General features: G+C 48.1%; 25 protein-coding genes and 1 other RNA gene. 8 read left to right on the top strand and 18 right to left on the bottom strand.

Annotated elements, in window-relative coordinates; all coding sequences use genetic code 11:
- Positions 1–33 precede the first annotated feature (33 nt).
- Together JNN12_00990 and JNN12_00985 are read right to left on the bottom strand one after the other, a co-directional pair.
- On the bottom strand, positions 34–882 hold the full coding sequence (locus JNN12_00990) for a geranylgeranylglycerol-phosphate geranylgeranyltransferase (GenBank protein MBL7976884.1): 849 nt from the start codon (positions 880–882) through the stop codon (positions 34–36).
- Positions 883–947: 65 nt separating this feature from the next.
- On the bottom strand, positions 948–1,928 hold the full coding sequence (locus JNN12_00985) for a threo-3-hydroxy-L-aspartate ammonia-lyase (GenBank protein ID MBL7976883.1): 981 nt from the start codon (positions 1,926–1,928) through the stop codon (positions 948–950).
- A gap of 178 nt (positions 1,929–2,106) precedes the next feature.
- On the opposite strand from JNN12_00985, the gene JNN12_00980 reads away from it, so the two are divergent.
- Together JNN12_00980 and JNN12_00975 are read left to right on the top strand one after the other, a co-directional pair.
- Entirely contained in the window at positions 2,107–2,631 is a 525-nt protein-coding gene (locus JNN12_00980) for a hypothetical protein (protein MBL7976882.1), read from the top strand.
- A 195-nt stretch (positions 2,632–2,826) separates the two neighbouring features.
- Complete coding sequence (locus JNN12_00975; GenBank protein MBL7976881.1) at positions 2,827–3,534, top strand: hypothetical protein; 708 nt, start codon at positions 2,827–2,829, stop codon at positions 3,532–3,534.
- A 14-nt stretch (positions 3,535–3,548) separates the two neighbouring features.
- On the opposite strand, the gene JNN12_00970 is transcribed toward JNN12_00975, so the two are convergent.
- From JNN12_00970 to ssrA, 3 genes are all read right to left on the bottom strand, one after another.
- Entirely contained in the window at positions 3,549–4,172 is a 624-nt protein-coding gene (locus JNN12_00970; GenBank protein ID MBL7976880.1) for a hypothetical protein, read from the bottom strand.
- Positions 4,173–4,356: 184 nt separating this feature from the next.
- Complete coding sequence (locus tag JNN12_00965) at positions 4,357–5,046, bottom strand: hypothetical protein (protein MBL7976879.1); 690 nt, start codon at positions 5,044–5,046, stop codon at positions 4,357–4,359.
- 149 nt (positions 5,047–5,195) lie between these two features.
- Positions 5,196–5,578, bottom strand: a transfer-messenger RNA (tmRNA) gene (ssrA, locus tag JNN12_00960).
- A gap of 207 nt (positions 5,579–5,785) precedes the next feature.
- Between ssrA and JNN12_00955 the strand changes: the two genes are divergently transcribed.
- The 3 genes from JNN12_00955 (at position 5,786) to JNN12_00945 (ending at position 8,111) form a co-directional block, all read left to right on the top strand.
- Entirely contained in the window at positions 5,786–6,979 is a 1,194-nt protein-coding gene (locus JNN12_00955) for an ATP-binding protein (protein ID MBL7976878.1), read from the top strand.
- Positions 6,980–7,054: 75 nt separating this feature from the next.
- Entirely contained in the window at positions 7,055–7,648 is a 594-nt protein-coding gene (locus JNN12_00950) for a hypothetical protein (GenBank protein ID MBL7976877.1), read from the top strand.
- Positions 7,649–7,736: 88 nt separating this feature from the next.
- Positions 7,737–8,111, top strand: coding sequence for a VOC family protein (locus JNN12_00945; GenBank protein ID MBL7976876.1), 375 nt, complete (start codon positions 7,737–7,739; stop codon positions 8,109–8,111).
- A 664-nt stretch (positions 8,112–8,775) separates the two neighbouring features.
- Here JNN12_00945 and aqpZ read toward each other — a convergent pair.
- The 9 genes from aqpZ to JNN12_00900 all read right to left on the bottom strand — a co-directional run bounded on the left by aqpZ (position 8,776) and on the right by JNN12_00900 (position 18,369).
- A complete protein-coding gene (aqpZ, locus tag JNN12_00940) occupies positions 8,776–9,453 on the bottom strand; it encodes an aquaporin Z (protein ID MBL7976875.1) in 678 nt (225 codons plus the stop codon).
- Positions 9,454–9,941: 488 nt separating this feature from the next.
- Positions 9,942–10,391, bottom strand: coding sequence for a hypothetical protein (locus JNN12_00935; protein ID MBL7976874.1), 450 nt, complete (start codon positions 10,389–10,391; stop codon positions 9,942–9,944).
- A 21-nt stretch (positions 10,392–10,412) separates the two neighbouring features.
- Positions 10,413–11,438: a hypothetical protein gene (locus tag JNN12_00930; GenBank protein MBL7976873.1), complete on the bottom strand. Its 1,026-nt coding sequence runs from the start codon at positions 11,436–11,438 to the stop codon at positions 10,413–10,415.
- Positions 11,439–11,449: 11 nt separating this feature from the next.
- Positions 11,450–12,274: a hypothetical protein gene (locus JNN12_00925; GenBank protein MBL7976872.1), complete on the bottom strand. Its 825-nt coding sequence runs from the start codon at positions 12,272–12,274 to the stop codon at positions 11,450–11,452.
- 222 nt (positions 12,275–12,496) lie between these two features.
- A complete protein-coding gene (locus JNN12_00920; GenBank protein MBL7976871.1) occupies positions 12,497–12,886 on the bottom strand; it encodes a hypothetical protein in 390 nt (129 codons plus the stop codon).
- A 202-nt stretch (positions 12,887–13,088) separates the two neighbouring features.
- Complete coding sequence (locus JNN12_00915; protein ID MBL7976870.1) at positions 13,089–14,834, bottom strand: endonuclease; 1,746 nt, start codon at positions 14,832–14,834, stop codon at positions 13,089–13,091.
- A 107-nt stretch (positions 14,835–14,941) separates the two neighbouring features.
- Positions 14,942–16,021 (bottom strand): N-acetylmuramoyl-L-alanine amidase, encoded by a 1,080-nt coding sequence (locus JNN12_00910; GenBank protein ID MBL7976869.1) that lies wholly within the window; start codon positions 16,019–16,021, stop codon positions 14,942–14,944.
- A 270-nt stretch (positions 16,022–16,291) separates the two neighbouring features.
- Complete coding sequence (locus JNN12_00905; GenBank protein MBL7976868.1) at positions 16,292–17,902, bottom strand: SUMF1/EgtB/PvdO family nonheme iron enzyme; 1,611 nt, start codon at positions 17,900–17,902, stop codon at positions 16,292–16,294.
- 56 nt (positions 17,903–17,958) lie between these two features.
- Positions 17,959–18,369: a hypothetical protein gene (locus JNN12_00900; protein ID MBL7976867.1), complete on the bottom strand. Its 411-nt coding sequence runs from the start codon at positions 18,367–18,369 to the stop codon at positions 17,959–17,961.
- 242 nt (positions 18,370–18,611) lie between these two features.
- Between JNN12_00900 and rsmB the strand changes: the two genes are divergently transcribed.
- Positions 18,612–19,925, top strand: a complete 1,314-nt coding sequence (rsmB, locus tag JNN12_00895; GenBank protein ID MBL7976866.1) for a 16S rRNA (cytosine(967)-C(5))-methyltransferase RsmB — start codon at positions 18,612–18,614, stop codon at positions 19,923–19,925.
- Here rsmB and JNN12_00890 read toward each other — a convergent pair whose 3' ends face one another.
- Positions 19,926–20,300, bottom strand: coding sequence for a DUF779 domain-containing protein (locus JNN12_00890; GenBank protein MBL7976865.1), 375 nt, complete (start codon positions 20,298–20,300; stop codon positions 19,926–19,928).
- A 19-nt stretch (positions 20,301–20,319) separates the two neighbouring features.
- Positions 20,320–21,831: an aldehyde dehydrogenase gene (locus JNN12_00885; protein ID MBL7976864.1), complete on the bottom strand. Its 1,512-nt coding sequence runs from the start codon at positions 21,829–21,831 to the stop codon at positions 20,320–20,322.
- Positions 21,832–22,064: 233 nt separating this feature from the next.
- On the opposite strand from JNN12_00885, the gene JNN12_00880 reads away from it, so the two are divergent.
- Positions 22,065–22,985 (top strand): AraC family transcriptional regulator, encoded by a 921-nt coding sequence (locus JNN12_00880; GenBank protein MBL7976863.1) that lies wholly within the window; start codon positions 22,065–22,067, stop codon positions 22,983–22,985.
- On the opposite strand, the gene JNN12_00875 is transcribed toward JNN12_00880, so the two are convergent.
- Both JNN12_00875 and JNN12_00870 read right to left on the bottom strand, forming a co-directional pair.
- The gene (locus JNN12_00875; protein MBL7976862.1) at positions 22,982–23,356 is read right to left on the bottom strand and encodes a DUF4296 domain-containing protein; all 375 of its coding nucleotides are present in this window, start codon (positions 23,354–23,356) and stop codon (positions 22,982–22,984) included. The genes JNN12_00880 and JNN12_00875 overlap by 4 nt on opposite strands.
- The gene (locus tag JNN12_00870; GenBank protein MBL7976861.1) at positions 23,356–24,162 is read right to left on the bottom strand and encodes a tryptophan synthase subunit alpha; all 807 of its coding nucleotides are present in this window, start codon (positions 24,160–24,162) and stop codon (positions 23,356–23,358) included. The genes JNN12_00875 and JNN12_00870 overlap by 1 nt, the downstream gene beginning before the upstream one ends.
- Before the next feature lie 189 nt (positions 24,163–24,351).
- On the opposite strand from JNN12_00870, the gene JNN12_00865 reads away from it, so the two are divergent.
- Positions 24,352–25,695, top strand: coding sequence for an alpha-L-fucosidase (locus tag JNN12_00865; GenBank protein MBL7976860.1), 1,344 nt, complete (start codon positions 24,352–24,354; stop codon positions 25,693–25,695).
- The last annotated feature ends 46 nt before the right edge of the window (positions 25,696–25,741 follow it).

Raw genomic sequence — 25,741 nt, 5'->3', positions numbered from 1 at the left:
CTTTTACTGGAAATGATAAAATTGTGCAAAGGGCTAGAAAGGCTGGGTTGCCAAGGCCAGCATTCCAAGCATCATACCACCCTTTAGCAACGAACTGGTAAGTGCAGCCTGTTGTTCCTCTTGTTGCGCCAAGCCATACGCCGCATAGAGAAAGACCGCATTCGTCAATCCGACGATTATCAGGTATATGCCATTATACTGTGCCCATAAATAAGGCATTGGTGTAATGAGAACCGTTATCCCTATACAAAAACCAGCCAAGACACGGGTTGGAGGTTCTCCCCAGACGATGGGCAGGGTTCGTGCGCCGGCGGCTTGGTCACCCGGCATATCTTGTATGTCTTTCACCAACTCCCGTGCCAAGGTTGCCCAAAAAGCGTACAACAAAGCCCACATCACCCGTTGTACGCCCCCCATGACCAGTGCCCCATACCCAATACCGAGCGATCCAATGCCCGCAACCATCAAATTTCCCAAGAACGGCGTTTTCTTAAACCAACGGCTATAAGCATACAGCAAGCCCACACAGAGTACAGCAACCACAAGATGTACCGCAGACAATACTACGGCCATGCCCGCTCCTAGTAAAGAAAGTCCTGCCCAAATCCACCAAGCCTCGCGGCGTGACAAAACGCCTGATGGCAGCGGACGGTCAGGCCGATTAATTTGGTCAATCTCCATATCAAAATAGTCGTTGATCGCATTCGAACCTGCACCAATTGCGGTTGCAGAACATGCCGCCCAAAGAATATTTAGACTACTCGATGCTTGTAGGATCGCGTGTCCCCCTTCCAGCCACGCCCCAATCCATACACTGAACCAAAACATCAGCATATTTAAGGGACGGCATAGCTTAATCATTCCTCGTAGTTTTGTTTTCATCAGGCTGTTTCATAATTAATCGTAACAACATCCCTGTGACGTGCTACGAATTAGAAGAAATACATTTATGCCCCATCAAAGGCATATCCTGCCACTTTCCATAAGTATGGCACCTCCTGAAGCGCCACATTCCCGCCAGAAATGATTACCCCAACGCGCTGGCCAGGACGCACCACCTCGGCATGGAACAAACCCGCAGTTGCCAAAGCACCCGTTGGCTCTACCACCAATTTAAGGCGCTCCCACATAAAAAACATGGTACGAGCCAGGGCTTCATCAGATACGACACGCATATCGTCCACATAAGACTGAATGAGACCAAACGTCAACGCCGAAGGTGAATGGGTTCGTGCACCATCTGCAATGGTATTCGGATTATGGACAGACTGGATGGTCCCTGTTTCAAAAGAACGGGTTACATCGTCTCCAGCAGCAGGCTCTATCCCCACTACACGACACTGCGGATTCATTGTTTTTGCCGCAAGAGCACTTCCAGACAAGAGGCCGCCACCACCCGTACAAACGATGAGTACATCCAGAAGCCCTACGTCTTCGATCAATTCCCGTGTAGCTGTTCCTTGACCAGCAACCACATGGGGATGATCAAAGGGCGGAATCAACATACGACCTGTTTCTTGTTGTAGGCTTTTCGCCAAAGCTTCGCGGGTCTGCTCGGAGCGGTCATAGACAATCACTTCGGCACCATAGCCACGTGTGGCCTCCATTTTTACTACAGGAGCATCCGAAGGCATAATCACGGTGACCGGAATGCCCAAAATCTGACCTGCACTCGCCAATGCCTGGGCATGGTTACCAGAGGAATAGGTCAATACTCCTTTTTCGCGCGCTTCTTCTGGAAGAGCAGACAGGGCATTAAAAGCACCCCGAAACTTAAAAGACCCCGTCCGTTGAAAGTTTTCACATTTAAAATAAACTTCGCAACCGGTCTTTCGGTTGACCGTTCGGGACATCTGAACAGGAGTCTTATGCGCAAATCCGCGAAGTCTTTCGGCGGCTTGTTCGATTTCTTGAAAGTTTACACGCATCTATTATCCAAGGATTATTGAAGTTAAAAATTTAGTTTACGCAACCAAACCGTGAAGTGCAAGCCATCCTTCACTTTTCGTTTGGTGTTTGTAACCTTTTTGAAAACTGTTTCGTTTTGTTTTTATCTGCACCCTCATTCAACGTTAAGAAACCCTAAATACAACGAGCAGGAGTACCATGAAACGTATTTTCCCTACCACATTGTTCTTATTAACCCTTCTTTCGGGTGTGGCGTTTGCACAATTCAGAGGGGCCAGTCAGTTTAAAATAGGCGCTGCTGGATGGCGCGAAGATGGCGATCAATTAGACGGAAGACTTTATTTGGTGGAGTATGACAGACCCCTTACCCGAAAATTGGGGATCGCTCCTTCTATTCAACTGGCGGTTCAAGACCAGAACTTTGCTTCTTTCAAGCGCCCTGATCATGTTTCCGCCAACCTCAATTTTTATTGGGCGCCTATTCGAACCTGGAAGCGATCCATCAAACTTGCGTATGGCTTTTCACGGCGTTACGACCAAAATCCTTCTAATAGCGAAATCAACGTGGACCTTGACGAATACAAAAAAGGCCGCAATTTTATGATCGCTTATGAAAGACGTTTGGGCCACGATTGGGCCATTGGGGCCAGAGGCTTGTTGCAACGTTATAAAGACGACTACGAATTCTCTACGTTGGGTATTACGTTGGGGTTTAAACTCTAATTTGACCTGACCGTCTTTCAAAATGGCCCGGAAGGCTTCTTTGCCTACTGGGCTACTCTTGGTTTGAAGGCTATCCCACCAACAAACGTATTACAGTTTTTACCTTTAACCATGAGATTAAATTCGGCACGATTCTATCCCGTTCCGATAAATGTGCGTATATTGTTTGTTTTGTTTCACCTCCCAATTCCCAACATGCAAAAATATCTTCTCTTTATAGTAGTATGTGCTTTTATGCCTATTGCAACTATGGCACAAAGTGTAAACGTCACCATATCTAGTGGACGTTCATCCCTCTTTGATCGGCGGGAAGTGGAATGTTGCGACATCCAAAAAACCGAACACCGTGACAAACACCTCATCATGCGGGCTATCGAAGTTCCCGGCATTACTGTTGGCCTAGCAGGCAAGCGGTTCTCTATCGGTTATGGATTTCGATATTTTTTCCAGACCCACAATCCGGCATTGGTCGGTAATAAAAGTATTATTAAATACCTCGCGTATGGCTATGGGGGCAACAATAATTTAGAAGTAGCCTATAATCGAAAGTACTGGTCTATTTTGGGAACCGCAGGGGCAAGTGGACCTGGCCTTTCTGGATATCTGAATCATCTACAGGTCTATGCCGGACTAGGCGCAGAACTAAAAATTCCCCTCGTAAAAGAAGAAGGCGGCAACCTTTCCCTTGTCCTTCGGGGCGAGCGACGTGCGCTAAACACCCTAAAACTTTTTGGACATCTAAACGACCGGACGGGGTGGGATTTGAAAGGGACACAAAATACCCTAACTGTTGGTGTACGCTTTAACATCAATCCCACTGGAGTTATGCAACGACGTTTGCGGGATGACCGGACCAAGGTGGAACGCCGCCAACAACAAAAACGCGAAGAAGACGCGATCTGATACGCTTGTAGCCCTTAACGACCAAGACGATAACGCATCAAAATACCAAAAGTGGTGAGGGTTTCATTACTTTCTGTATTGTTATGAAAAGCAATTTCTGGGATAAAGCGAAATCGGCCACGCCCTAATTCGCCGCTCAGGAAAACACCCGCCCCCAAATTGGCATTTTCCAAATCTTCGGGCTTGCCCGCAAAGAAGGTAAATCCGCGTACCCCTCCCCAAATCCGGGAAGTACCCACGGAAAAATAAGGGATAAACGAACCAAAAACATATGCTTCTTGGTCCGATTCGCTAAAACTGAACCCCCCCGCCGCAAACGCCGCCGTTGCGCCAACTGCAGCACCCACTTTTTTTCCGGACCATACACGATACCGCGCATCCGCCCCCAAAACTCCAATACCAAGCCGTGCACCCAATTGCAAACGGTCTGAAACCCCATGCTGAATTTGGGCTTCCGGCAATCCAAATGCGCCATTATTTTCACCCGTTGTGTTCGAAACACCCAATCCGGATGCACCAAAGCCTAATGCCGTTTCGCCTTTTTCAAGCCCATAAGGCCCCTGAAATGTACTGAGAAACATACAACCCGAAAGCAAACTGCCCGTAAGGAAGGTCGCAACTGTGTTGAAGAACTTCATAGAATAATTATTATAGATAAGTTATTGAGATAAAAGAATTTACATCAATTATAAAATGGTTTCTTTTAGGCATCATCAAGCGAAGTTCAACACACCTACCCTCAAAACCAGACAAAATGGCATCCGAGACGGGCCAAGTAATGTACAAAGAAGGTAATTATGAACCGAGGTATCTGTAGGGGCCTTAGTTCGATTGGAATTTGAGATCACTTGTGCGGATGCCATCTACTTCCATCACAATACGTTTGACCGCAGGCGATTGACGGATTTGTCGGAGCGCCGAGGTACGTCTGGCCGGACCACTCACATTCCGTTGGTTAGGCTTCACCTTGTTGTTTTTGGGTTCGCGAACCTGATACAAGGGCTTAGCAACCGCTGGTGGTGCAACCCGTGGGAGTGGGCGTTCCACTTGCAGGCGATTCCACAAGTCCTGATCGTTGCGCTCCACGTTATAACCCAAGTCTTTAAGAAAATTGATCTTATGTGGATAGGCTACCAAAGCATATACCCGATAATGGCCGCCCATTGTACAAGGCAATGTGGCTTTGAGAATTTGCGTTTCGTTAAGCGCCGTGGAAGTGTATTGCTCCGAAACTGATTTAAAGACGCTCCGTACTTCGTTGCTTTTGGGGTCGTCCGTAAAGACCTCGCGCTCTACTGCTTCCACCCACAGGTTCACCGTTTGGGCAATCTCGGTACGGGCACGACCAACCGCACGATCTTTCGCCCAATGCGGATCTTTGGATTCTCCCATACCCGGCTCTATCAGCCAACCCTCCATTTTAGGCGTCGTCCGGAACCACTCCGGCTCCGTGCAATCTTGGGCTTGTAGCCCAGCGGGCAATACAAATAGCAATAATAAATATTTATACATGGCTGTTTTACCAATCAACGATCATGCTTTTGTCTTTTACATACCCAATATACAAAAAAAAGTGCCCGTAGGATAACCCATAAGGAACAGCGTGCGGGATGATACACAAAAACCTGCCCTCCTTAGGAAAACAGGTTGTGTAATATGTTTGGTGGAGATGCCGGGAGTTGAACCCGGGTCCGAATGAGCCAACAATCCAAGCCTCTACATGTGTATCCGGCTTATTTAAATCTCACTTCCAGTCTTAGCCAGCCGACTAAGCCGGGCCGGAAGCCAGATCGGTTGATACGTGTGTCGCAGGTTCGATCTGCACCCTTGCACACGGCCCATCAAAATATGATGCCGATTCGATCTACCGATGAGCAGGTAAACCGACCGACAGATGGAACTATGCTAACAACTAAGGTTAGGCAGCCATCGCGTAAGAATAATCGTTGGCGATTATTGTTTCCCAGCGTTTTTAACGTAGGCCACTGGGTAACTCGACACGCAGCTTGTTGTTTTTCTCACCCGTCGAAACCAAGTCATCCCCATACATACAAAGAACAATTGGATCCGCATAACGTCGGTAATTGGGTTTTTGTTTCAAAAAAACCGCAGAAGACCTCAAATCCTTCTTTTTTTAAACAAACTTCATATACTCCCTCTTATGGCGAGGTGGGTTATGTTTTTGTAACCGTCGGTTTTTACTATTCCCCAAAGGCGGAAAGTTGTATCTTCACTAAAAACCAAAGATTATATGGCACTCGTAGGAAAGTCGGTTGAGGCCCTTACCGAAACAGACCTCTTAGATCTTATACGGGACGGGGTTCGAGAAAGCCGCGAATTAGACTTTAAACAAGACCTGCACATCGTGACGGACAGTGAAAAAAAAGAATTCTTGGCGGATGTGGTCTCGTTTGCCAATGCTTCGGGTGGATTTCTGGTGTTTGGGATGTCGGAGGAAGGAGGCATCGCCAAAGCTGTGATAGGTATGGACATTCCAGACGTAGAAGTATGGGTAAATGGCCTTGAGAGCATGATCAGGGATGCGATACAACCACGCATTACGGGCATTCGGTGCCACCCGATTCCACTCTCCAATGGCCGAGTGGCAGCCGTGATACAAATTCCACGCAGTTGGGCACTACCTCATGCCGTCACCCACACGGGTTCGTTTCGGTTTTATGCCCGCAATGCTTCCGGGAAATACCCATTGGATGTTACAGACTTACGGGCCCTTTTTGCCCTTTCGGAAGGTATTATCCATCAATTAAGGCAATTTCGTATGGAACGCATTAGCCGGATCATGGCCAATGAAACCCCCGTTCGGCTCTTCGATCAACCTAAAGTAGTCCTTCATTTATTGCCCTTAAATGCCTTTGATCCATCATCACAAGTGGATTTGGGCCAACATTCTGGATTGGTACGAGACAAACTCAACCTATTGTTAGGAGGAAACCCTAAATATCGGTATAATTTTGATGGTTTTTTGGTTTATGCCCCCCGAAATGCCGAGCAAGAAACAGGGGCTTATACACAATTTTTCCGAAATGGCGCCATCGAATACACCGATGCGGTATTATTGACCCAAGCATTGAACGAAAAACCTTTTTTAGACACCCAGGTTTTTGAAGAAGCCATTCTCCGGGCAGCAACCGATAGCCTAACCCTTTATGAAGGCTTAAATACAGCGCCTCCATTTGTTGTGATGTTGTCTTTGATGGGTGTCCGTGGGCATTATATTGCCCTCAACAGCCGCAAAATATTGCCGGGGCACACCATAGACCGCGATGTATTGATGGTACAGGAAGTGTTATTGGAAAGTATTGAAGACGAGGTGGATCATATCCTTAAGCCATGTTTTGATGCCATTTGGCAGGCTGGTGGTTATCCGTATTCGATGCACTACATGATGGAAGGCAAACGACGTACAAGCCATTCAGGGTCATAAACCCTTGCTCCTTGTCGCTTGCTTTTTGCGTTTAACCAATAAAGCCATTCCACGAACCCTTTAGCTTCTATCCATATGTTTGCTTCTCCTTTTTATATATCCACCTGTTTTACAGTGATTATGGCCTTGGTGTTTCCGGCCTGCGACAGTGTAGAAGAAACCCTTTACTTCTTGATTGCGCCAGGGAACACATGGACCTACGACCGAACCAGCCGTTTTCCGAGTAATGGGCAAGAAGTGCAATACAAAGGTGTTTCGGTATTTAGGGTGGAGACATGTACAAATCAGGAAGAAGGCCGCACCTGCCAAATAACGGAGTCGTTTGAAGGACAGCGTTTGGTCCGGCTAATCGGTTCCACCTCTCCCGCTACCGAAAGTCCTGCGACCTTTACCAAAAAATGGGTTTTTACCACCCTAAATGGCCAATTGACCATCTCAAATCAAGACCATTTAAGCTATGGCCCTTATGATGTCCGACTAAAAACCTATATCCCGAACGAGGTAACGTTGGGAAACATCCACGATACCACCGGACGGATTACCTTTCGTAAAGATACGGGCATTGTTCGCTGGGAAATTGACCTCACAGCCTCTTCTACGTTATTCTATGGCTTTTCGATTGCTTTACAGGAATCTGAGACACGACTCACCTCCAGAAACCCGCAATAGATTTTTCAAAAACACCCTCTTCACCCTTATCTTGCCGTTTACGTTATTGGTTGATACAAACCACTTTCTACCCTCTAACTACATATTCATGATGCGTTTAGGTGCTTTCTCTATGAGCCTGAGTGTAAAAGATTTATCGGTTTCCAAAGCCTTTTACGAGTACTTAGGTTTCTCCGTCTTGGGCGGAAGTTTAGACCAAAAATATTTGGTCATGAAAAACGAAAATGCCTTGATTGGTCTCTTTGAAGGCATGTTTGAAGGCAATCTGCTTACCTTTACCCCCGGATGGGACGAGTCTGCACAGCCGATTTCCACATTTGACGATGTGCGTGACATCCAAAAACACCTGAAAGCAAACGGTATTTCTTTAGAAATCGAGGCCGATGAATCAGGAAATGGTCCAGCACATTTTGTATTGAAAGACCCCGACGGAAATACAATCCTGATAGATCAGCATATTTGATCCGCCCAGATACAGGGCCTGACGGTGGCATATACGCTGTTTCCGGCTGCGTTGTCCCGATAGTTAGTTATCGGGATGAGCGTTAGAGTTTGCCGCAAATAGTCGCAGATGCATTGTCCCACGCATTTACTTCAATTGCTTTCCGCTTGCTTTCTCAATATCAGAAAGGCTTCTTTGAGTGGTTGCCCTACAGAACTGTTAGGCTCTTTCATAACTAAATCCTGATAATTGTCGAGAAAATTTATTCTGTACCTGTGAAAAAAGTGCAGAAAATGTCTTCCAAACCCTAAACAATCCAAAATTGCGATTTCAATACCCGTTTGTTCATAAAGTGATTTTACCAACCAAAAGCAATTAACTTTTTAGGTCTATCTAACGTGGAGATGCTTGAAGGGGCTTTTTTCTTGACCGTAGCCCCGTTTATCTTGAGTTCTAAGTTCATTTTCAAATTTTTGGGGCAAGGTACGAAAACTATTTGTTTTATTACTTTGTTTTTTTGTTTTGTTTTTGCGCTGAACGGGTCATACACGAACCTCCCGCTCTTTTTGGGAAACGGGAGGTGTTTTCGATATACAGGACGATGTCCTAAAACAAAACATCACAAAGGCGCATTTTCCATATTTCGTCCTCAAAGGACGTTGTAACAAATGCCCCCTTGTCTGCATCATTCTGACTTTAGGTATTTATAGGCCATACCAGCCAATGCGGCACCAACGATAGGAGCCAAAATAAATAGCCATACTTGCGCAAGAGCCCAATCGCCCACAAAAATGGCTTGGCTAATGCTTCTCGCTGGATTAACGGATGTATTGGTTACTGGAATACTGACCAAGTGAATCAGGGTTAGGGCAAGACCAATGGCCAAGCCTGCAAAGCCACTCGGTGCTTTTTCATCCGTTGCCCCCAAAATGATGAACAAGAACATAAACGTCATCACCAATTCGGTAACAAGGGCAGCAACCAAACTGTACCCGCCAGGTGAGTGCTCTCCATACCCATTTGCTGCAAACGAACCAATCTCACTCCCATTCCCTGTGACAATCACAAAAAGAACTGCGGCGGCGGCTATTCCGCCCAATACCTGAGAAACCACGTATGGCAAAATGTCCTTTGCGGTTATTCTTCCACCCACCCATAAACCGATGGTAACGGCCGGATTCAGGTGTGCGCCGGAGATATGTCCAATAGAATAAGCCATCGTAACCACGGTCAGACCAAATGCAAATGATACTCCCACCAATCCGATGCCTACATCGGGGAAGCCAGCAGCCAACAATGCACTCCCACAACCACCAAATACCAGCCAAAAGGTACCGATAAACTCTGCTACATTTTTTTTCATTTTCCTTCTCCTTTTTATTTATATGTTCCTACTCGTAAGGCTTTTCGGAATACGCCCCGTTTTTTAACGTGGGTTCTGGACGCCACGCACGGTACGCTTCAGATATGATTTATACCAAAACGTTTTTCTATTATGGCTTTAGTCCTCATCAGGACAATCTCAAAGACCATCATCGGCCATTAAGTACAATCCTTGGATTTCGCATAGACTACCAAGACAAACATAATGGTTTTGCTGATTGCGTACGTTGACGGGTGATAATCTAAGATTTTATGAAGGCTAACGCAAGATTTAAAAAGGTCTATGCGCTACCTACGAGAAAGGGCCTTAATTAGCGGCTCCATGGGAAGTTCAACCGTCTTGCGAGCTACTTTGAGCCAAAGGATCAACACCTGCTTCATACAAGTATTGTATAAAAAAACCGCCCAACACCATTGCAAGTACGGCGCCGGGCGGCCCTGTTTCACCAAACAGTTATCTTTGAGGCATTAGAAGCCAAGCCCTACATGTAGCCCTGCCATGAGGTGGTTTTCATGCCCAATCATGTAGCCAACCGTAGGACTTACGTGAATCGGACCAACAGGAATGTGGTAGTGTACGTTCAGCCCTGCACCCAATTCCCATTCGTCATGATGCTTCAGATACATCGGATCCGCACCAACGTGTAATTTTGGCGTCAGTTTATAGACCAACGGCAGCGATATCCCTTTTTGTTCGTGATCGGTCATGCCAACAAACCCAAGACCTACGCCCAATTTATCCCCCGTTCCCCGGAGGAAGCGTAAATAATGGACATGATACATCCAGCCCTCGCCTCCAATGGTTTTCATGATGCCCCCACCAATATGATTGGGGTGCGCCATGTCGTGTCTCTTGTGTTGGGCAAACGCAGCCGTGCCCGAAAACAAACATACCGCAACGAATACTATTTTTTTCATAAACATCTATTTTATTTTAGGTTAAGGATGAGAAAAACGTTTATCCGAAAGGAACGTATCGTCTTTCAGGGTTTTCATGAAGGCGATCAAGACACGCTTTTCGGTATCGGAAAGGGCAATCCCTCTACGTCCGTTCTGATTGAGCAACGGATCTAAATTTTCGGTTGCTTGCACGCCACTGTTATAGTGTTCCAACACGCGCTCCAACGAGGAAAACCGTCCGTCGTGCATATAAGGAGGTGATTCGGTGATGTTGCGTAGAGAAGGAACCTTAAACTTCAACCGATCTTCGTCGCGCAATGTGATAAGCGCCCGTCCTAAATCGGGGTTGGGGGTTGGTTTTAGGCCATTGTTTCGGAAGTTCAGGTCCGTAAACAGCGGTGCGGGATGGCATGTGGCGCATTTTAGGTTAAAGACCCGCAAACCTTCTTGCTCATCTGCGGTAAAGGTTACACCCGCTTCTTTACGCATATAACGGTCATATTTACTATTGGACGAGATCATCAACAGCATAAACTGCGAGAGGGATTTAAGGAAACGGGCGGTTGTCACCTCTTCGGTTCCATACGCCGCCCGAAATAGGGCCGGGTATTTATGGTCCTTGCGCAGTTTTTCCAGAATCCGATCTAAAGATTCGTCCATTTCGTTTGCATTCATGATGGCACTCGGCGGCTGCAAGTCCAAATCATGTACCCCACCATCCCAGAAGAAATCGGAATGCCAAGCCAAATTGAACAAAGCCGGTGCATTGCGCGTCCCCAATCGGTCGTCTATCCCATGACTCACATCGTGGTCAAAGTGCGAGAATGCGGCCTCCTGCTGGTGGCAATCGGCACAACTAATGGAGCCATCGCGCGAAAGTTTGCCGTCGTAGAAGAGGGATCGGCCCAATTCAAATCCGGCTTGGGTGATCGGGGTGTTCTCGAACCGATAGGCCGTAGCCGGAAAACCTTCCGGTACCTTAAAGGTGTATTCTGTCGGTGTTTCCAACTTCGGGTCCACAGTCGAGCAACCCGCGATCAAGAGGAGCATCCAGACGCGTTTCATGTCATTATCCGTTAGGGTGCGTTGTTTTTCATGCTTACCAGTGCATATGCTTGGGCATAATTTGCAGAGACATTGGCGCCTAATGGATTCACCATGATGACTGGGTTTTCGGCCAACCTCATGGTGTACTGTCCGGTAAACACCTTCAAGACATCCATTTTCACCTCTACCTGAGGCGTTTTGTTTTTGCGTACCTTCAGCATATCGGTTCCAAAGGTCAGCGTATTGTTTTTCAGGTTGTTGATGGTTTTCACGGGTGGGGTTCCAAAACCACCTCCATATTGACCAATGTGGTAACGATAATTGGTGGTTCCATCGGCGGCAGGTTTGGCTTGCGGGGATTGTCCCTCCATCTTGAAGAAGATGTATCCGGAATTCCAAGACCAGTACATGCCTTTTGCTTTTCCGGCAATGTCCAAGTTTCCGGTTCGCTTAGAGACATCCATCGTATTGCGCAAGCTGTCCACACCAATCATGTATGTAAGGGATTTATAGTTCCCTGCTGGAACGTCGGTCAAGGTGAGGGTCAGGCTCGTCGGATCGGTTTCGTCTAACAAGAAATAAGAAGATTCTTGCGGATAAACCACCACTTTGCCTTCTTCGGTGGTGAGCTTGATGTTGCTCACAAAATACTTTAAGGTGGTCACATTAAAGGTTTCCCCTGCGGCATTCGCATAGCTTCCGGTGTTCAGGACAAGGTCTTTGTCTCCTACAACGTTGTCGAAGGCAATTTTCAGGGTTCCTTTGTCATCTACATTAAAGCCATCGCTTTCAAACAGGTCGCAACCAGAACCGGCGAATAAAAAGCAGGCAAACAATAAATATTGGAGTTTCATAGGGAATGTTTTTTGAGATAATTAATTGGATAAATTATTTATTTTTTGAGGCAATAAAAACCCAAATGGATGTTTTAAAAACACCATGATAAATCCCTTAGCAATACACAGCCAATAGCAGGGCGTTGGAATTATCTCATACGCGATAAAGCATACGTCCATACCTTGGAACAGGGCACTGGCAGGTCATTGGGTTGGATGAAGGAGTGGGCCTAAATCAGCTTAGGCATGTTGATTGGGCGGATGTGTAATTTCTACGGGGATGCCCTCAAGCGGATGCTCCTCGGCTTGCACATGGCGGGAAGCCGGAAGCATGTCCCCCATTTCCGGTAGTTCCCCATTCTGGGGCGCTACATAAACAAGGCCGACCATTTGGTGCTCGGTCGTGCCTTGTTGTTGTTTTTGTTGCTCTTGATCTGTTTTAATAAGGCGCTTCTTCAAGTAACATTTGCCATTACATTGTTTCTCCGGATTGGCCCGGTTGATGCACAGCACCTTACGAATATAATCCTGACGCCGCGAAAAGTCTAATTGCACCCATAACGGAACCAACCCTTGTATGACCAACAAGAGCAGGAGAGTAGGCGTAAGAAATTCGCGGGTTGTTTGCATGAACAATAATATTGATAACTTTAACAAAAGTTAAAAACATAATAGCCCATCCCCTATTCATTAATATGATATTTTATTGAAGAATGTTGCTAACATTATTTTATTCATACAGCAAAAAAAAGATTCCCCAAATTCATTTTACGGGTGATCCATAAAAAAAGCCCGATAATAATACCGGGCTTAATTCTTTAAAATAAACCATTTATTGACGAATAAGTTTGCCTGTCTGAACTTGGCCATCCACCGAAAGGCGATAGATATACACACCCGCAGGCAGCCAGGCAGCATTGATGTTCACTTCATGCTGTCCATTTCCGCGTTGTTCATCCAAAACGGTTTGCACCGTTCTGCCCAGTACATCGTGCAAGGTCAGCATTACATGTGCGGCTTTTCCGGTGGCAAACCGTAGTGTAGAAGTGGTGGTAAACGGGTTTGGATAAGGCTTATCTACCACAAAAACAGTGGGTTGTGTTTGGTCTGTTTCCCGTGCGGTAGCAGAATTTCCCGTACCGGAAAGACTCACATTGAGCGCACTGCCCGCCGAGGGTGTGATGGTGAGCAGGCCATTATAGGCAGCAATAGACGACGGGGCAAACCGCACCCGAACAGGCGCATAGCCATAAGCCGGAACGGATCCGCTGCTGCCCGAAACCACCTGAAAGCCCGTACCAGAGAGGGAAGTGGTATAAGTGAAAGCAGCATTCCCCCGATTGATCACATTGATTTCCGCTTCTAAGGTTTGTGTCAGGCCAATTTCGCCAAAGTCTTCGGCGGTGGGCACACTGTGGGGAAGTGCATTGCTGGGTGCGCCCGTAGCCGTACCGAAGAACGAGGAAATCCGGTTGACAAATTCGGGATGATCTACAAATGGATTGCGGTTGTTCTGGAAGTTCATGATGCCTGTATTGCGGGCCTTTTCTTTGGCATCGGGCAAGTCGTTGGTATGCCATGCACGGATTGCGGTTTCTTGGGCGGCGGTAAAAAAGTTGCCAAGGTTGCCATACCGCACCATAAAGTAGAACAACGAACGGGCGGTATTGCCTTTCTGTACGTCTCGTGGCTCATACACATTGCCCAATAAATAGCTCCAATCCCCCGAACCCGCATTCGCACACGTTCCGTTTTGCGAGGGGATGTCTTTGTCGTGGCACCTTACCCCGCTTCCCGTGCGGTTTACATTCCCAAATGGAAAGTTTGAGCGCTCGTTATTGGCATCCACATCGGTGGGATAGAGGTGGTGAATGTCCGAGACCATCGGATTGTTCTCGTTAAAAAAGGATTGTGGCCAGGTATGCTCGGTATTCATATATTCGGGTGAGGAGGCACTGGGTCGTTGGGTACTCGTGGACATCGTGACCAAGCGTCCGGTATAGATGCACTCCAGTGTCTTGGTTCCATTACCGTTATTCAGGGCATCCACCGAAGGACCAAACATGGCATTCCGAGAGGTATCATAGCTATTGTTGGTATTGTTTTTGATGATGTTGTTCAGCGCTGTCTTCAGGGCTTCTCCCCAAAGGTCTTGGGTGGCAACGTAATAATCGGTTTTGCTCCCGTAGTCCTCGTTATATACTGCACGGGCCGAGAGCGCCACCTCCACCACTTCAACGCCGTTTTGTGCTTCGGCGGTGAGCACATCTTTATACGTCAGGTTCTCCGCCGAGGAAAAAGAGACCGTCACCACCTGATTTCCGGACGCCGAGAGGGTAAACGGGGTGGCCGGCGAAACCGTAAAATGGGGATCATAAATACTTATTTTTTCTACGGTTACAGGATCACTTCCCGGATTAGACAAGGTAAAGGTTTTGTTGCAGGTGGTGCTAAAGGTACAATCGCCTAGGTCTAAGGTGGTCACACTGGCATTCAGCGTTGGGCGGCTTTGTGCCCAAGCCATCATAGGCAGCAGGAAGCTACAGAAAACGAAGATTTTTTTATGATGAACGTTCATGGGTATTCGGAGTTAAGGAAAAGAAAAAGGCGTTTAGTGGAGAACCCTAAAGATACAACAAGGCTCTTCCGGTTAAACGCCTGATACGTAAAAGAAAAGCGGACTCATCAAAAATCCCAACGGCGGTTCGGATCGGTTGGCGGTGTTGGTACCCAAGTGGTATTGGGATTCGTGACCACAGGTGGATTCGGATTGGCGGGTGGGTTAGACCAGAAGTTTTGGTTTACCCAGCGCTTCAAGGCGGCCTCGGTGGTATCTCCAAACAAGCGCCCCGGACAAAACGTCCCATTCACCCCGCCGGTATAGCCGGGCGCATGACGATGCCCCGCAATCTGGTCTGGACGGATGCGGTACGTGCTGAGCATCCAACGGATCAGGGCGATGGTGGACGTTTGCTGGGCTGCGGTCATCACTTCGTTGCGTGCTGCCATCAGTTCAATGCCCAATGAGTTGGCATTGGCCCCCCGACAATGCCACGCACGGTCGGAATCGCGCACCATCTGGTAAATTTTACCGTCTTTGTTTACCAAATAATGGGCCGAGCGCTGGGTCTTAGGGTTTTGGTATTGGGCAATGACTTGTGCCAGATTGGGGTTATCGGAGCAATGCAGGATGATGCGGGAAATGACAGATCCATTGCGCGACTCGGCATTAGGGCTTTCAAAAAAGCCAGAGACAAGGGGTTTGGTATAAGGCTCCGAGGTCCCCGGCCCCGCGTGGTCGTCGGGCGGTGTAGGCGTGGTGGGCTGCGAAACCATGCCAAGCAACTGATGGGCCTCGGGCAAAAGATTCAGGACTTTATCCACATAGGCCGGATTGGTGGAATACCGAGGCGCAATGAAGCTGAGGTAGGTTTCTGCCGAACGAGCATGTTCTCGCCAACCAAAGTACGGCGCACGGTCCATAAACCGCCAAAAACCTCGGATAAATGACAAGTTATCCGCAAAGCCACAGTAATAATCGCCGCCATCACTGGCCATATAAAAGACAGGAACCGCAAAACCCTGCATCTCGTTCCGGAACTTCAGGCCCGCATAGTTGAAATATTGTTGCGAAAGCTGCGAAAAACCCCTACCAGACTCCAATATCCATTGGGCCAAGGAAACCGCACGCAATTGCGGATACTCCATGATGAAGGTCTTGTAATCGGTGGCTAAGGTGGCAAAGCGAGGGGCATAGTTGGGCATATGGCGAAAAGGATTGGGGGTGTAACAAGAGGCGTTTATGGCCAAACGAAGGAGAGCGGTTTTCGGTTCCGCAAGACCATCATTTCGCCGCGCGGAGCGCCACTGCGTTAAATATAACGCCTTCGGGTTCTGCGAACGCCGAAGGGTTTAAAAAAATCGCCGTGCGGAGCGCGGAACAATGCGCCGCCTACGGCGACGTAAGGATGCAAACGTTCATTCAAATACACCATTACAAGTCAAGACAAAATTAAAAATAATAAAATATTCATATTATAAAGTCTTGGCGAGACGGAAGCCTACGCTGACGTGACGATTGGTAGGAAAGCTGAAGTAGCGGTTGGCAGCACGCAGGTTCTGTGGTATGTTGCTCCACGAACCACCACGTAACACACGGTCCGTATTTGAATTTTGTGTTAATTTATCAAAGTGCGCTTGACTGTACTTAGACACCCTCACCTTGCCCCTAAAGGCTTCATAATTGCCAGTCCATTCGCTATTCGTCCATTCCCATACGTTTCCGTGTACATCCCTTAACCCCCAAGCATTCGGCAGTTTCTCCCCTACAGGATGCGTTTCATGCTTGCTATTGGCATCATACCACGCATACTTCCCTAACTCGCTTTCATCATCCCCAAAACAATACTGCCCCCTGCTCCCCGCAAGGCAGGCATATTCCCATTCCTCTTCAAAAGGCAAACGGAAAGACCCCAGACCCAAACCATTCAGCCATTTTGTATAGGCCACCGTATCCAACCACGAAACACCAACCACTGGACGATTAGCACCCACAAATACATTAGACCACAAAGCCCCCTTGTCCCACTTCCATTCGTTACCATTCCAAACATGAACACCCCGCTGCTCAGCCGTCTCTGCGGTGGTTTTGTATCCTGTAGCCTCCACAAAAACCCTAAACTGAGCCTGCGTAACAGGTGTTTCACCCATCCAAAACCCTGACGGAATCTCCACATCATGCGCAGGCTTTTCCCAATCCGCAGAGCTACTATCATCCCCCATCCTAAAACGACCCGGCGGGCAGTAACGGAACGCAAAGTCCACCCCTTTAATCGTCAGCACCTGGCGCTCGCCGGCGCGGGGCAAAATTTCAGACGGCACAGGGCGCGGCGTAGTTTGTGGCTTCGGCGAAATCAAATAAATATCCCGAATGCTGGAATCCATTAACCAAGGATGTTGCACATCTTGAAGTTTGGCGGCTTTTGTACGCTCAACTACTTTTCGCCTCACTTGCCTAAAGATAGACCCTAGCTCTAAAGGCTCTTTTATACTTTCCAGCAAAGCCTCTGTAAAATAACTATATGGTGCCCTGGGATCGAAATAAGCTGCTTGATTTACATCCGCCGCATAAAAGATCATAGTATCTGCCAGTTTTCCTTTTCTTCGGGCAACTTGCACCTCTGCTAACCCTTTACGATTTGTCTCCATCAGGCTAAAAGGGTTATCTCGACAGGCATCTAAAATAAAAATCTTACTCGCATCCCCCACATTTACCATACTGGTAATGAATTGGGAAAGGGAAAAACTACATTCAGGAAGGTTTTCAGGATCATCCAAGTCTTCAATATCCGATGGCAATAAATACCCTCGACCCTCGTGCTGAACCCCATGCCCTGAAAAATAGAAAAAAGCCAGCTCTGCTTCACGAACCAATTCTTTAAACTCATACATCAGCATCCTCATTTCCTTCCGCCCCATATTAAGCGTATAGGGCATGTTTTCTTTCCCAAACGTATTTTGCATCACATGAAAACCAACTTCCCTCAAAAAACCCGCTATCGCTTCTGCATCTCTTACCGCAGGCGGGATACCTTTCAGGTGTTTATATTCTGAGTTTCCAATAACTAAGGCAACTTTTTTAGGCATTTTGTACGGTGTAGTTTGGTGCTTGGTTTATACAGACGAATCGAGTCCGTAGGTATTTAGTTATTTCCCTGCTTTTGTTCATGCTCCTTCCCTTTGCGCATCCACTCTTCCAAAACCTCTTCTTCTGTGGCAGGGTTTATTTTTCGGAGAGGGCGTTCAGGATCGCTTTGGTCTTTAATCGCCACTTTCTTGATTTTGTACTCTTCCCAATAATGTTTAACCTTTTTCAACAAAAGTCCTGCTATCGCACCCTTTGCCATGTCTTGAGCAATATCTTGCCCCCATTCCACCACGATATACATCACAACATCTACCAGATGGGGGTCTAAGCCTTTGGTATGAGGGCTTTTGTCCACCAATAAAACCTCGGCTTTTACTCCATCTTCTATGGAAAAGCTACTTCTTAAAGCCTCTGCCAAGGCAGTTTTATCTTCGGCTTTAAAGTGAAGTTCAAATGTTTTCGTCATGATCTTAATTTGTTTTAGGTTGCAAAGGAATATAAAAAACCTACGCAACGTTTTTCGATTCGTTTCAAAAACAAACGTTAATTCCGAAGGGTTGCGCCGTAACCTTTAGCAACATAACGCCTGGTTCGGCGAACGCGAAGGGTTCGTTCGGCGAGGAGGCATTCATTTACCACCGGAATTCCATATTTACTTGCCCGCGCTTGCCGTAATTTGTGCTTCTTTTTCTAAGAACCACCATACACATGCCAGAGAACCGTTGGGTAGCCGTCAAGCACCTCCTCCGCATCGAACAAGAAGGCGCTTATACCGCCCGTTTGCCCTTAGAGACCGCATCGGCAGGGGCACGCCGACAAATTTCGGACTACATTGGCGGGGTAACGCGGCTCCGGCGGCGCTTGGATTTTTGGTTGGGACGGTATTATACGGGCAAATTAGAAAAGATGGAAGCCCCACTTCGGCAACTCCTCCGCTTGGCCATGTATGAACTCACCGAGACCGACCACCCGCCCTATGCCGTCTTGAACGAAGCCGTGAGCGTGGCCAAAAAGCATATCCGCCCCAAAGCCGGCCCCTTGGTCAATGGCATTCTACGGGCTTTTTTGCGGGATATAAACCAATTACCCAAGCCGGATTCGGGCAAAAGACTGCATGATCTGGCCGTGTGGCATTCGCACCCCGATTGGCTGGTGCGTCGCTGGCACAAGGCGTTTGGCGAACGTTTGGAAGACCTCTTGCAATGGAACAATGCCCGTCCGGTGCATGGCTTGCGCGTTAACCTCCTCAAAACCACGCCCGAAGCCTTCGATGAAGCGCTCCAAAAAGAAGGTATCACCACCGAAGCGGGGCAATACCTGCCGTATTTCAGAAAAACGACGCACCTTCAACCCATTTTAGAAGCCGGATGGATAGAAAAAGGATGGTGTGCCGTTCAGGACGAGGCCGCCGGATGGGTGGTGGCGGTCTTAGACCCGCAACCAAATGAAGTGGTGGTGGATGCCTGCGCCGCGCCCGGAGGAAAAAGCACCCATGCCGCCATGCGGATGCAACACACCGGACGTGTTTTGGCCATAGACCAGCATCCACAACGTACCCGTTTGATACAAGATGCGGCCCAAAAACAGGGCATTTCCACCATCGAGGCCCTTACTGCCGATTTCGAGGAATGGGCGGCTACGTCGGGTGTTCTGGCAGACCGCGTATTATTGGATGTGCCTTGCTCGGGAACGGGCGTTTTGGCGAAACGGGCGGATGCCCGCTGGCAGCGCGAAGAAAAAGACCTACAAGACTTGCTACAACGCCAACAAAGGCTCTTGGATGCGGCCACCCAAACCGTCCAGACAGGCGGGCTTTTGGTTTATAGCACTTGCTCCATCGAACACGAAGAGAACGAAGGCCAAATAACGGCTTTTTTACAACGTCACCCAAATTTCAAACGGGAAGCCATTCCTGACCTCCCGCCCGAATTACGAAATGCACAAGGGGCCTACCAGAGCCTGCCCTTTAAAAGAGGGATGGATGGGGCCTATGCCGTCCGGCTGCGCAAAACAGCGCCCTGATTACCCCTCTCCCATGCGGATGGGGCTAAGATGTTCCCATTCTTCCTCCTCAAAAAGACGCGATTTCACCACAAACCGAAGGCCGAGCGGAATTTCTAAAGAGAAACTGGCTCCTCGGCCCGGTGTAACGTCTATTTCCAATTGCGTGTGTTGCCAATATTCAAATTGAAAGGCCGACATATAAAAATCGCACCCTTGAATTTGGCCCAGCAACACATCCTGATCGCCAATGAGCAATTCTCCGGCGGCATAGCACATCGGCGCCGAGCCATCGCAACATCCACCACTTTGGTGGAACATCAGCGGGCCATGCGCGGCTTTTAGCGTCTCAATAACATCTGCCGCTGCTTGACTGGCAACAACTCTGGGGATCATAAGGTTCTGAATTTATGGATCAAAAGAAGCCCAATGGGTTTTTGCTGTACGAAATCAGCATGTTCTTGGTTTGGCGGTAGTGTGCCAACATCATTTTGTGGGTTTCACGCCCGATGCCCGATTTTTTGTAGCCACCAAAGGGTGCATGGGCAGGATACGCATGGTAGCAGTTCACCCAAACCCGTCCGGCTTTAATGTGCCGCGCCATCTGGTATGCTTGGTGCATGTCGCGGGTCCAAACCCCAGCACCCAAGCCATACAAGGTGTCATTGGCAATTTCCAATGCCTCGGCCTCGTCTTTAAACGTGGTGACACAGACCACCGGACCAAAGATTTCTTCTTGGAAAACCCGCATTTTGTTGTGGCCTTTCAGGATCGTGGGTTGAATATAATACCCTTCCTCCAAATTTTCGTGCTTTACGGCACTACCCCCACACAATACTTCCGCGCCTTCGTCTTTCCCAATCTGGATGTAATTCAGGATTTTCTCGTACTGATCGTTCGAGGCTTGTGCCCCCATCATGGTAGAGGGGTCTAATGGATGACCCATTTTAACGGCTTTTGCACGCGCCACCACCCGCTCCATAAAGGCATCATAAATACTTTCTTCCACCAAGATCCGCGACGGACACGTACAAACCTCACCTTGGTTTAAGGCAAACATCACCGCCCCTTCCAAGCACTTGTCGAAGAAGTCGTCATCGGCATCCATAATGCTTTTAAAGAAGATATTCGGCGATTTCCCCCCCAATTCCAACGTCACCGGGATGATGTTTTGCGAGGCATACTGCATAATGAGTCGTCCCGTGGTAGTTTCACCCGTAAACGCCACTTTTGCCACACGCGGGCTGGAGGCAAGCGGTTTTCCGGCTTCGATACCAAAGCCATTCACCACATTCAGCACCCCTGCGGGCAAGAGGTGTTGGATCAGTTCCATCAACACCAAAATGCCCGAGGGTGTTTGTTCGGCAGGCTTCAATACCACACAGTTTCCGGCGGCCAACGCCGGAGCCACTTTCCACGAGGCCATCAGAAGCGGGAAGTTCCACGGGATAATTTGCCCCACAACCCCCAACGGCTCCGGAATATTCATAGAAACGGTGGTGGCATCCAACTCGGCCACAGAACCTTCTTCTGCACGGATTACCCCGGCAAAATAGCGAAAATGATCAATCGCCAGCGGCAAATCGGCGGCACGGGTTTCGCGGAGAGGCTTGCCATTGTCCCAGGTTTCTACACGGGCCAATAACTCCAGATTGGCCTCCATTACATCGGCAATTTTGAGTAGCATATTGCTGCGTTCGGTGGCAGAACTGTTGTTCCACATCGGCGCGGCGGCATGGGCAGCATCCAGCGCCAACTCAATGTCTTCGGCGGTAGAACGTGCCACACGGGTGAACACCTTGCCATCCACCGGAGAAATATTATCAAAATAGGCGCCTTTTACAGGGGCTACCCACTGACCACCAATAAAATTATCGTAGTGGTCTTTAAAGGTTGGCGGGGCGAGGGAAACAGAGACATCAGACATAAGAAGTACCGATTAAAAGTTGAAAGTTCAAAAGAGTTTAAGATTTCCCGTTTATGGCAGGACTTGCATTAAAAACTAATACAAAAAAACGCTTTCATGTTTGCACAATCCTGCCAAAGAGTTGAACTATTCCAACATCTTCTAAATGGATGGTTTTATTTATCCATTTGTTGATGTAATTTAACCCACAGGATGTAAACGCTTTCAAAAACAATCCTTTTCCTTTGTATCCTATGAACATGCAACTTTCTTCGGGCTATTATGATCGTCGCAAATTGGAAGCCCATGTGGAAAACCGGACGGTGTATTCGTTAGACCGGGCCGAGCTAAATGTGTATGAAACCCACATGTTTGCCGATAAGGTAGAGCTAACCTTCGATCACCCTGTTTTGGTGAGCATGTTGAGGGGCAAAAAAGTGATGCACCTGCGCGATAGCAGTTTTGTTTTTGTCCCGGGCGAGTCGGTCGTTTTGCCACCCGGCGAGGAAATGCAGATTGATTTTCCTGAAGCGACGGTAGAAAACCCCACGCAATGCTTGGCCTTAACCTTGGCCAATGAGTCTATTCTGGAAATGACTTCCTATCTGAATGAACGGCATCCAAAGGCCGATGCGTTTGCCCAGTGGACATTCACCGAGCGCAACTTCCACTTCACAAACGATACCGCCGTTAACCAGATTATTGCACGGATGATCTTCCTTTTCACCGAAAACCATCCTTCTAAAGACATTTTTGCGGATTTCATGCTGAAGGAATTAATCCTCCGCCTGATGCAGACCGAGGCCCGTCATATTTTATTAGAAAGTGCCGATGCCCTCCACCAAACGTCACGGCTGGCATATGTGGTAAAGTACATTCGGGAACATTTGCACGAACCCCTTACCGTTCAAACGTTGAGCGAGAAAGCATGTATGAGCCAAACACATTTTCACCGCTGTTTTAAGTTGGAGTTGGGTCTTTCGCCCATTGATTTTATCAACGCTGAAAGGATTAAATTGGCTAAAAAACTCTTAAAAAACCAACACCAACGGATTACCGAAATTTGCTATGCCTGTGGATTCAACAGTATTTCTTACTTCAACAATGTTTTCCGACGCGCAACAGGCCAATCCCCTACTGCCTACCGACATCGTTCCCTAAATCCCTTAGCTTAGCGTCCCGTTAGGCGGTCTATGGGTGTGGGCGAGACCGTGGGCACTTGCGGCGCTTCGCGCTCCAACTGTCGGCTCACTTCCTCGCGAAGGGGCAAAAACAACGTTGGATTTCCGGCATAATAGGTCATCCAAGCCTCGAAAACGGGTGGTGCAATGCGATGGTCTTTGAGAAGGGAGTCGCGCATGGCGGGCCTCACGTCGCGCAACGTCATCAAACGGGCCTCGGCCAATTCCAAGTCCACCAACAGGGCGATGAGTTTTTCTTTGGGTAGGGGTTGATGGGGTGGTTCAACAGTTTTCCCGCAGCCCATCACCATAACGAATAGCCCAAACCCGATAATAAAGTAAAGGAGACTGCTCGCATTTGACATTATGCACCATATTTTAAGCCGCGAATAAAATCCCCTACCTGCTGTAGCCGCTCCTCGGCACTCAATGGCGCATCCCATAGCGCCTCTAAGCGGTTAATGAGGGCAGAACCTACAATAAAACCATCGGTCTGTGCCGCAAGTTGCATGGCATCTTGGTGATTTCGAATACCAAAGCCAACCAATAATGGATTTTTGTTAACAAGGGGTCGAACCCGTTCTAAATAAGCAGAAACGGCATGGGTCGAGATATTCGTCCCCGTTAATCCTGTTACCGAGACGGCATAAACAAAGCCGTTGGTTTGTTCATCAATATAACGAACCCGTTCGTCCGACGTGTTGGGCGCAATCAGGTTTACCCAAGCCAAGCCGTTTTCGTCGGCAGCAGCCCGCAGTTGATCGGCCTCATACGGCGGTAAATCCGGCAAAATTAGGCCATCTACGCCACTTTGGGCGGCGTCGCGACAAAATGCCGCAAGCCCATAACGCATAATGGGATTTACATAACCCATGAGCAACAAGGGCGTTTCAGAAGATTTTCGAAAGGACTCGGCCACCCGAAAAGCATCCACCATTTTGGTTCCATGCCGCAAGGCCCGTTCGCTGGAACGTTGGATGGGCAAGCCCTCGGCCAAAGGATCGCTAAATGGCATCCCAAGTTCGATAAAGTCGGCGCCGTTTTCATCCACCGCCCGCAATAAATCGTGGGTTGCGGCTGGTTCCGGGAAACCATTCGTGATGAAAATTCCCATGGCTTTTTCGCCAGTCTTGCGGCATTGGGCAAGGGTTTCTTGTAGTCGCTGGATCATAAAATGGTCTTTACAGCAATGTTTTATGGGAGAAAAGGGCTACGCACCCGCCTTCCAAAGCACTCTTTGGATTGCTAAAGTAAGCCTTCTTATTCCGGTTTTTATGCTTCTTTTTGGGTTTTTCGAGATTCCTTTTGGGTTTGAGAAAGGCTCTCCACAAATAATTACACACAAACCCATATTTAAACAATGAAACGTCTCTTTTTTGTTTGTTTATACAGCTTTCTGGTAGTACCTGTCTTTCTGGCAGCGCAAGCCCCAAGCCGGCCAGACAGCCTACGAATGGCCTGGTTCAAAGATGCCAAACTGGGCATTTTTGTCCATTGGGGCATTTATAGTGTGGATGGTGTGGACGAATCTTGGTCTTTCTATAACCATTATTTGCCGTTTGAAACATACAGCGCCCAGCGCAACCGCTTTACGGCCAATAAATACGACCCCGTTGCATGGGCCAAACTTTTCCGAGAAGCGGGTGCCCGATATGCCGTCCTCACGGCTAAACACCACGATGGCATGGCCCTATGGGGTTCACGCTTGGGGACAGAAAATGTGGTACAACAAACGCCTGCCAAACGAGATTTGGTGACGCCATTTGTAAGTGCCCTACGCGCAGAAAATCTAAGAGCGGGCTTATATTTCTCTCTGATAGATTGGGCCCATCCCGATTATCCCGCCTTCCGAAAAAACGAAGTACGATACGACCGCACCAAAGACCCACAACGGTGGCAACGGTTCAGGGACTTCTACCAAGGTCAACTTTTTGAACTATCCACCCAATTTAAACCGGATTTATTTTGGTTCGATGGCGATTGGGAGCACCCCGCCGAGGCTTGGGAAAGTGAGAAAGTGCGGGCCAAACTTTTTGCACATAACCCCAATGTGGTCTTAAATAGCCGCTTGGCCGGGCATGGTGATTATGAAACGCCGGAGCAAGGCATTCCCATTGTGAAGCCAAAATCGCCTTATTGGGAACTTTGCCTTACTGCAAACGACTCGTGGGGCTATCAAGGAACAGACGAAAATTATAAGACACCGGCAGAAATCATTCAGATTTTTAGTGAGGTAATTGGCCTCGGAGGCAATTTACTCCTTGCCTTTGGCCCAAAAGAAGACGGAACGTTTCGTCCACAAGACCTGAACCTAATGCAGGAATTGGGGCATTGGACAAAACGGAATGAGGAGGCAATTTATGGCACGCGAGCGGGTTTGCCTTCGGGACATTTTCAGGGCGTCACAACGGTCTCTAAAGACCACAAAAAACTTTACTTATTTCTTCAGGGTCGCCCCGCTTCTGGACAAGTGATGCTGCGCGGGATCGAAAGCAAGATTGCCTTTATTCGGGTTTTGGGAAGCGGGCAAAAACTTTATGGATGGCGCATGAAAGGCAAACCGTGGTGGAGCGAGAAGCCAGGATTTATCACCATAGACCTGCCAGAATCTACCCGCTTCGATCCATACCTAACCGTCGTTGCGATCGAATTTAAGGAGCCTATCCGGCTACACCGCGAAGACAAAATGGGTTTATTGGAGTAAATTTACAAAATGCCCCTCGAAGGATGGTTATCTTGGCGTTGTATTC

It is taken from the genome of Bacteroidetes Order II. bacterium (genome assembly GCA_016788705.1).
In the GTDB taxonomy this organism is placed as follows: domain Bacteria; phylum Bacteroidota; class Rhodothermia; order Rhodothermales; family UBA2364; genus UBA2364.
Note: the sequence above shows the minus strand (reverse complement) of the source record. Positions and strands in the feature narration are given on the sequence as shown.

Coding starts and splice junctions, on each gene's coding strand:
- JNN12_00945 (MBL7976876.1), top strand. CDS start 7,737: ATGATGCGTTTAGGTGCTTTCTCTATGAGCCTGAGTGTAAAAGATTTA.
- JNN12_00990 (MBL7976884.1), bottom strand. CDS start 882: ATGAAAACAAAACTACGAGGAATGATTAAGCTATGCCGTCCCTTAAAT.
- aqpZ (MBL7976875.1), bottom strand. CDS start 9,453: ATGAAAAAAAATGTAGCAGAGTTTATCGGTACCTTTTGGCTGGTATTT.
- JNN12_00905 (MBL7976868.1), bottom strand. CDS start 17,902: ATGCCTAAAAAAGTTGCCTTAGTTATTGGAAACTCAGAATATAAACAC.
- JNN12_00980 (MBL7976882.1), top strand. CDS start 2,107: ATGAAACGTATTTTCCCTACCACATTGTTCTTATTAACCCTTCTTTCG.
- JNN12_00975 (MBL7976881.1), top strand. CDS start 2,827: ATGCAAAAATATCTTCTCTTTATAGTAGTATGTGCTTTTATGCCTATT.
- JNN12_00920 (MBL7976871.1), bottom strand. CDS start 12,886: ATGCAAACAACCCGCGAATTTCTTACGCCTACTCTCCTGCTCTTGTTG.
- JNN12_00865 (MBL7976860.1), top strand. CDS start 24,352: ATGAAACGTCTCTTTTTTGTTTGTTTATACAGCTTTCTGGTAGTACCT.
- JNN12_00925 (MBL7976872.1), bottom strand. CDS start 12,274: ATGAAACTCCAATATTTATTGTTTGCCTGCTTTTTATTCGCCGGTTCT.
- JNN12_00955 (MBL7976878.1), top strand. CDS start 5,786: ATGGCACTCGTAGGAAAGTCGGTTGAGGCCCTTACCGAAACAGACCTC.
- JNN12_00985 (MBL7976883.1), bottom strand. CDS start 1,928: ATGCGTGTAAACTTTCAAGAAATCGAACAAGCCGCCGAAAGACTTCGC.
- JNN12_00915 (MBL7976870.1), bottom strand. CDS start 14,834: ATGAACGTTCATCATAAAAAAATCTTCGTTTTCTGTAGCTTCCTGCTG.
- JNN12_00885 (MBL7976864.1), bottom strand. CDS start 21,831: ATGTCTGATGTCTCTGTTTCCCTCGCCCCGCCAACCTTTAAAGACCAC.
- JNN12_00935 (MBL7976874.1), bottom strand. CDS start 10,391: ATGAAAAAAATAGTATTCGTTGCGGTATGTTTGTTTTCGGGCACGGCT.
- JNN12_00890 (MBL7976865.1), bottom strand. CDS start 20,300: ATGATCCCCAGAGTTGTTGCCAGTCAAGCAGCGGCAGATGTTATTGAG.
- JNN12_00880 (MBL7976863.1), top strand. CDS start 22,065: ATGAACATGCAACTTTCTTCGGGCTATTATGATCGTCGCAAATTGGAA.
- JNN12_00900 (MBL7976867.1), bottom strand. CDS start 18,369: ATGACGAAAACATTTGAACTTCACTTTAAAGCCGAAGATAAAACTGCC.
- JNN12_00965 (MBL7976879.1), bottom strand. CDS start 5,046: ATGTATAAATATTTATTATTGCTATTTGTATTGCCCGCTGGGCTACAA.
- JNN12_00910 (MBL7976869.1), bottom strand. CDS start 16,021: ATGCCCAACTATGCCCCTCGCTTTGCCACCTTAGCCACCGATTACAAG.
- JNN12_00875 (MBL7976862.1), bottom strand. CDS start 23,356: ATGTCAAATGCGAGCAGTCTCCTTTACTTTATTATCGGGTTTGGGCTA.
- JNN12_00950 (MBL7976877.1), top strand. CDS start 7,055: ATGTTTGCTTCTCCTTTTTATATATCCACCTGTTTTACAGTGATTATG.
- rsmB (MBL7976866.1), top strand. CDS start 18,612: ATGCCAGAGAACCGTTGGGTAGCCGTCAAGCACCTCCTCCGCATCGAA.
- JNN12_00930 (MBL7976873.1), bottom strand. CDS start 11,438: ATGAAACGCGTCTGGATGCTCCTCTTGATCGCGGGTTGCTCGACTGTG.
- JNN12_00870 (MBL7976861.1), bottom strand. CDS start 24,162: ATGATCCAGCGACTACAAGAAACCCTTGCCCAATGCCGCAAGACTGGC.
- JNN12_00970 (MBL7976880.1), bottom strand. CDS start 4,172: ATGAAGTTCTTCAACACAGTTGCGACCTTCCTTACGGGCAGTTTGCTT.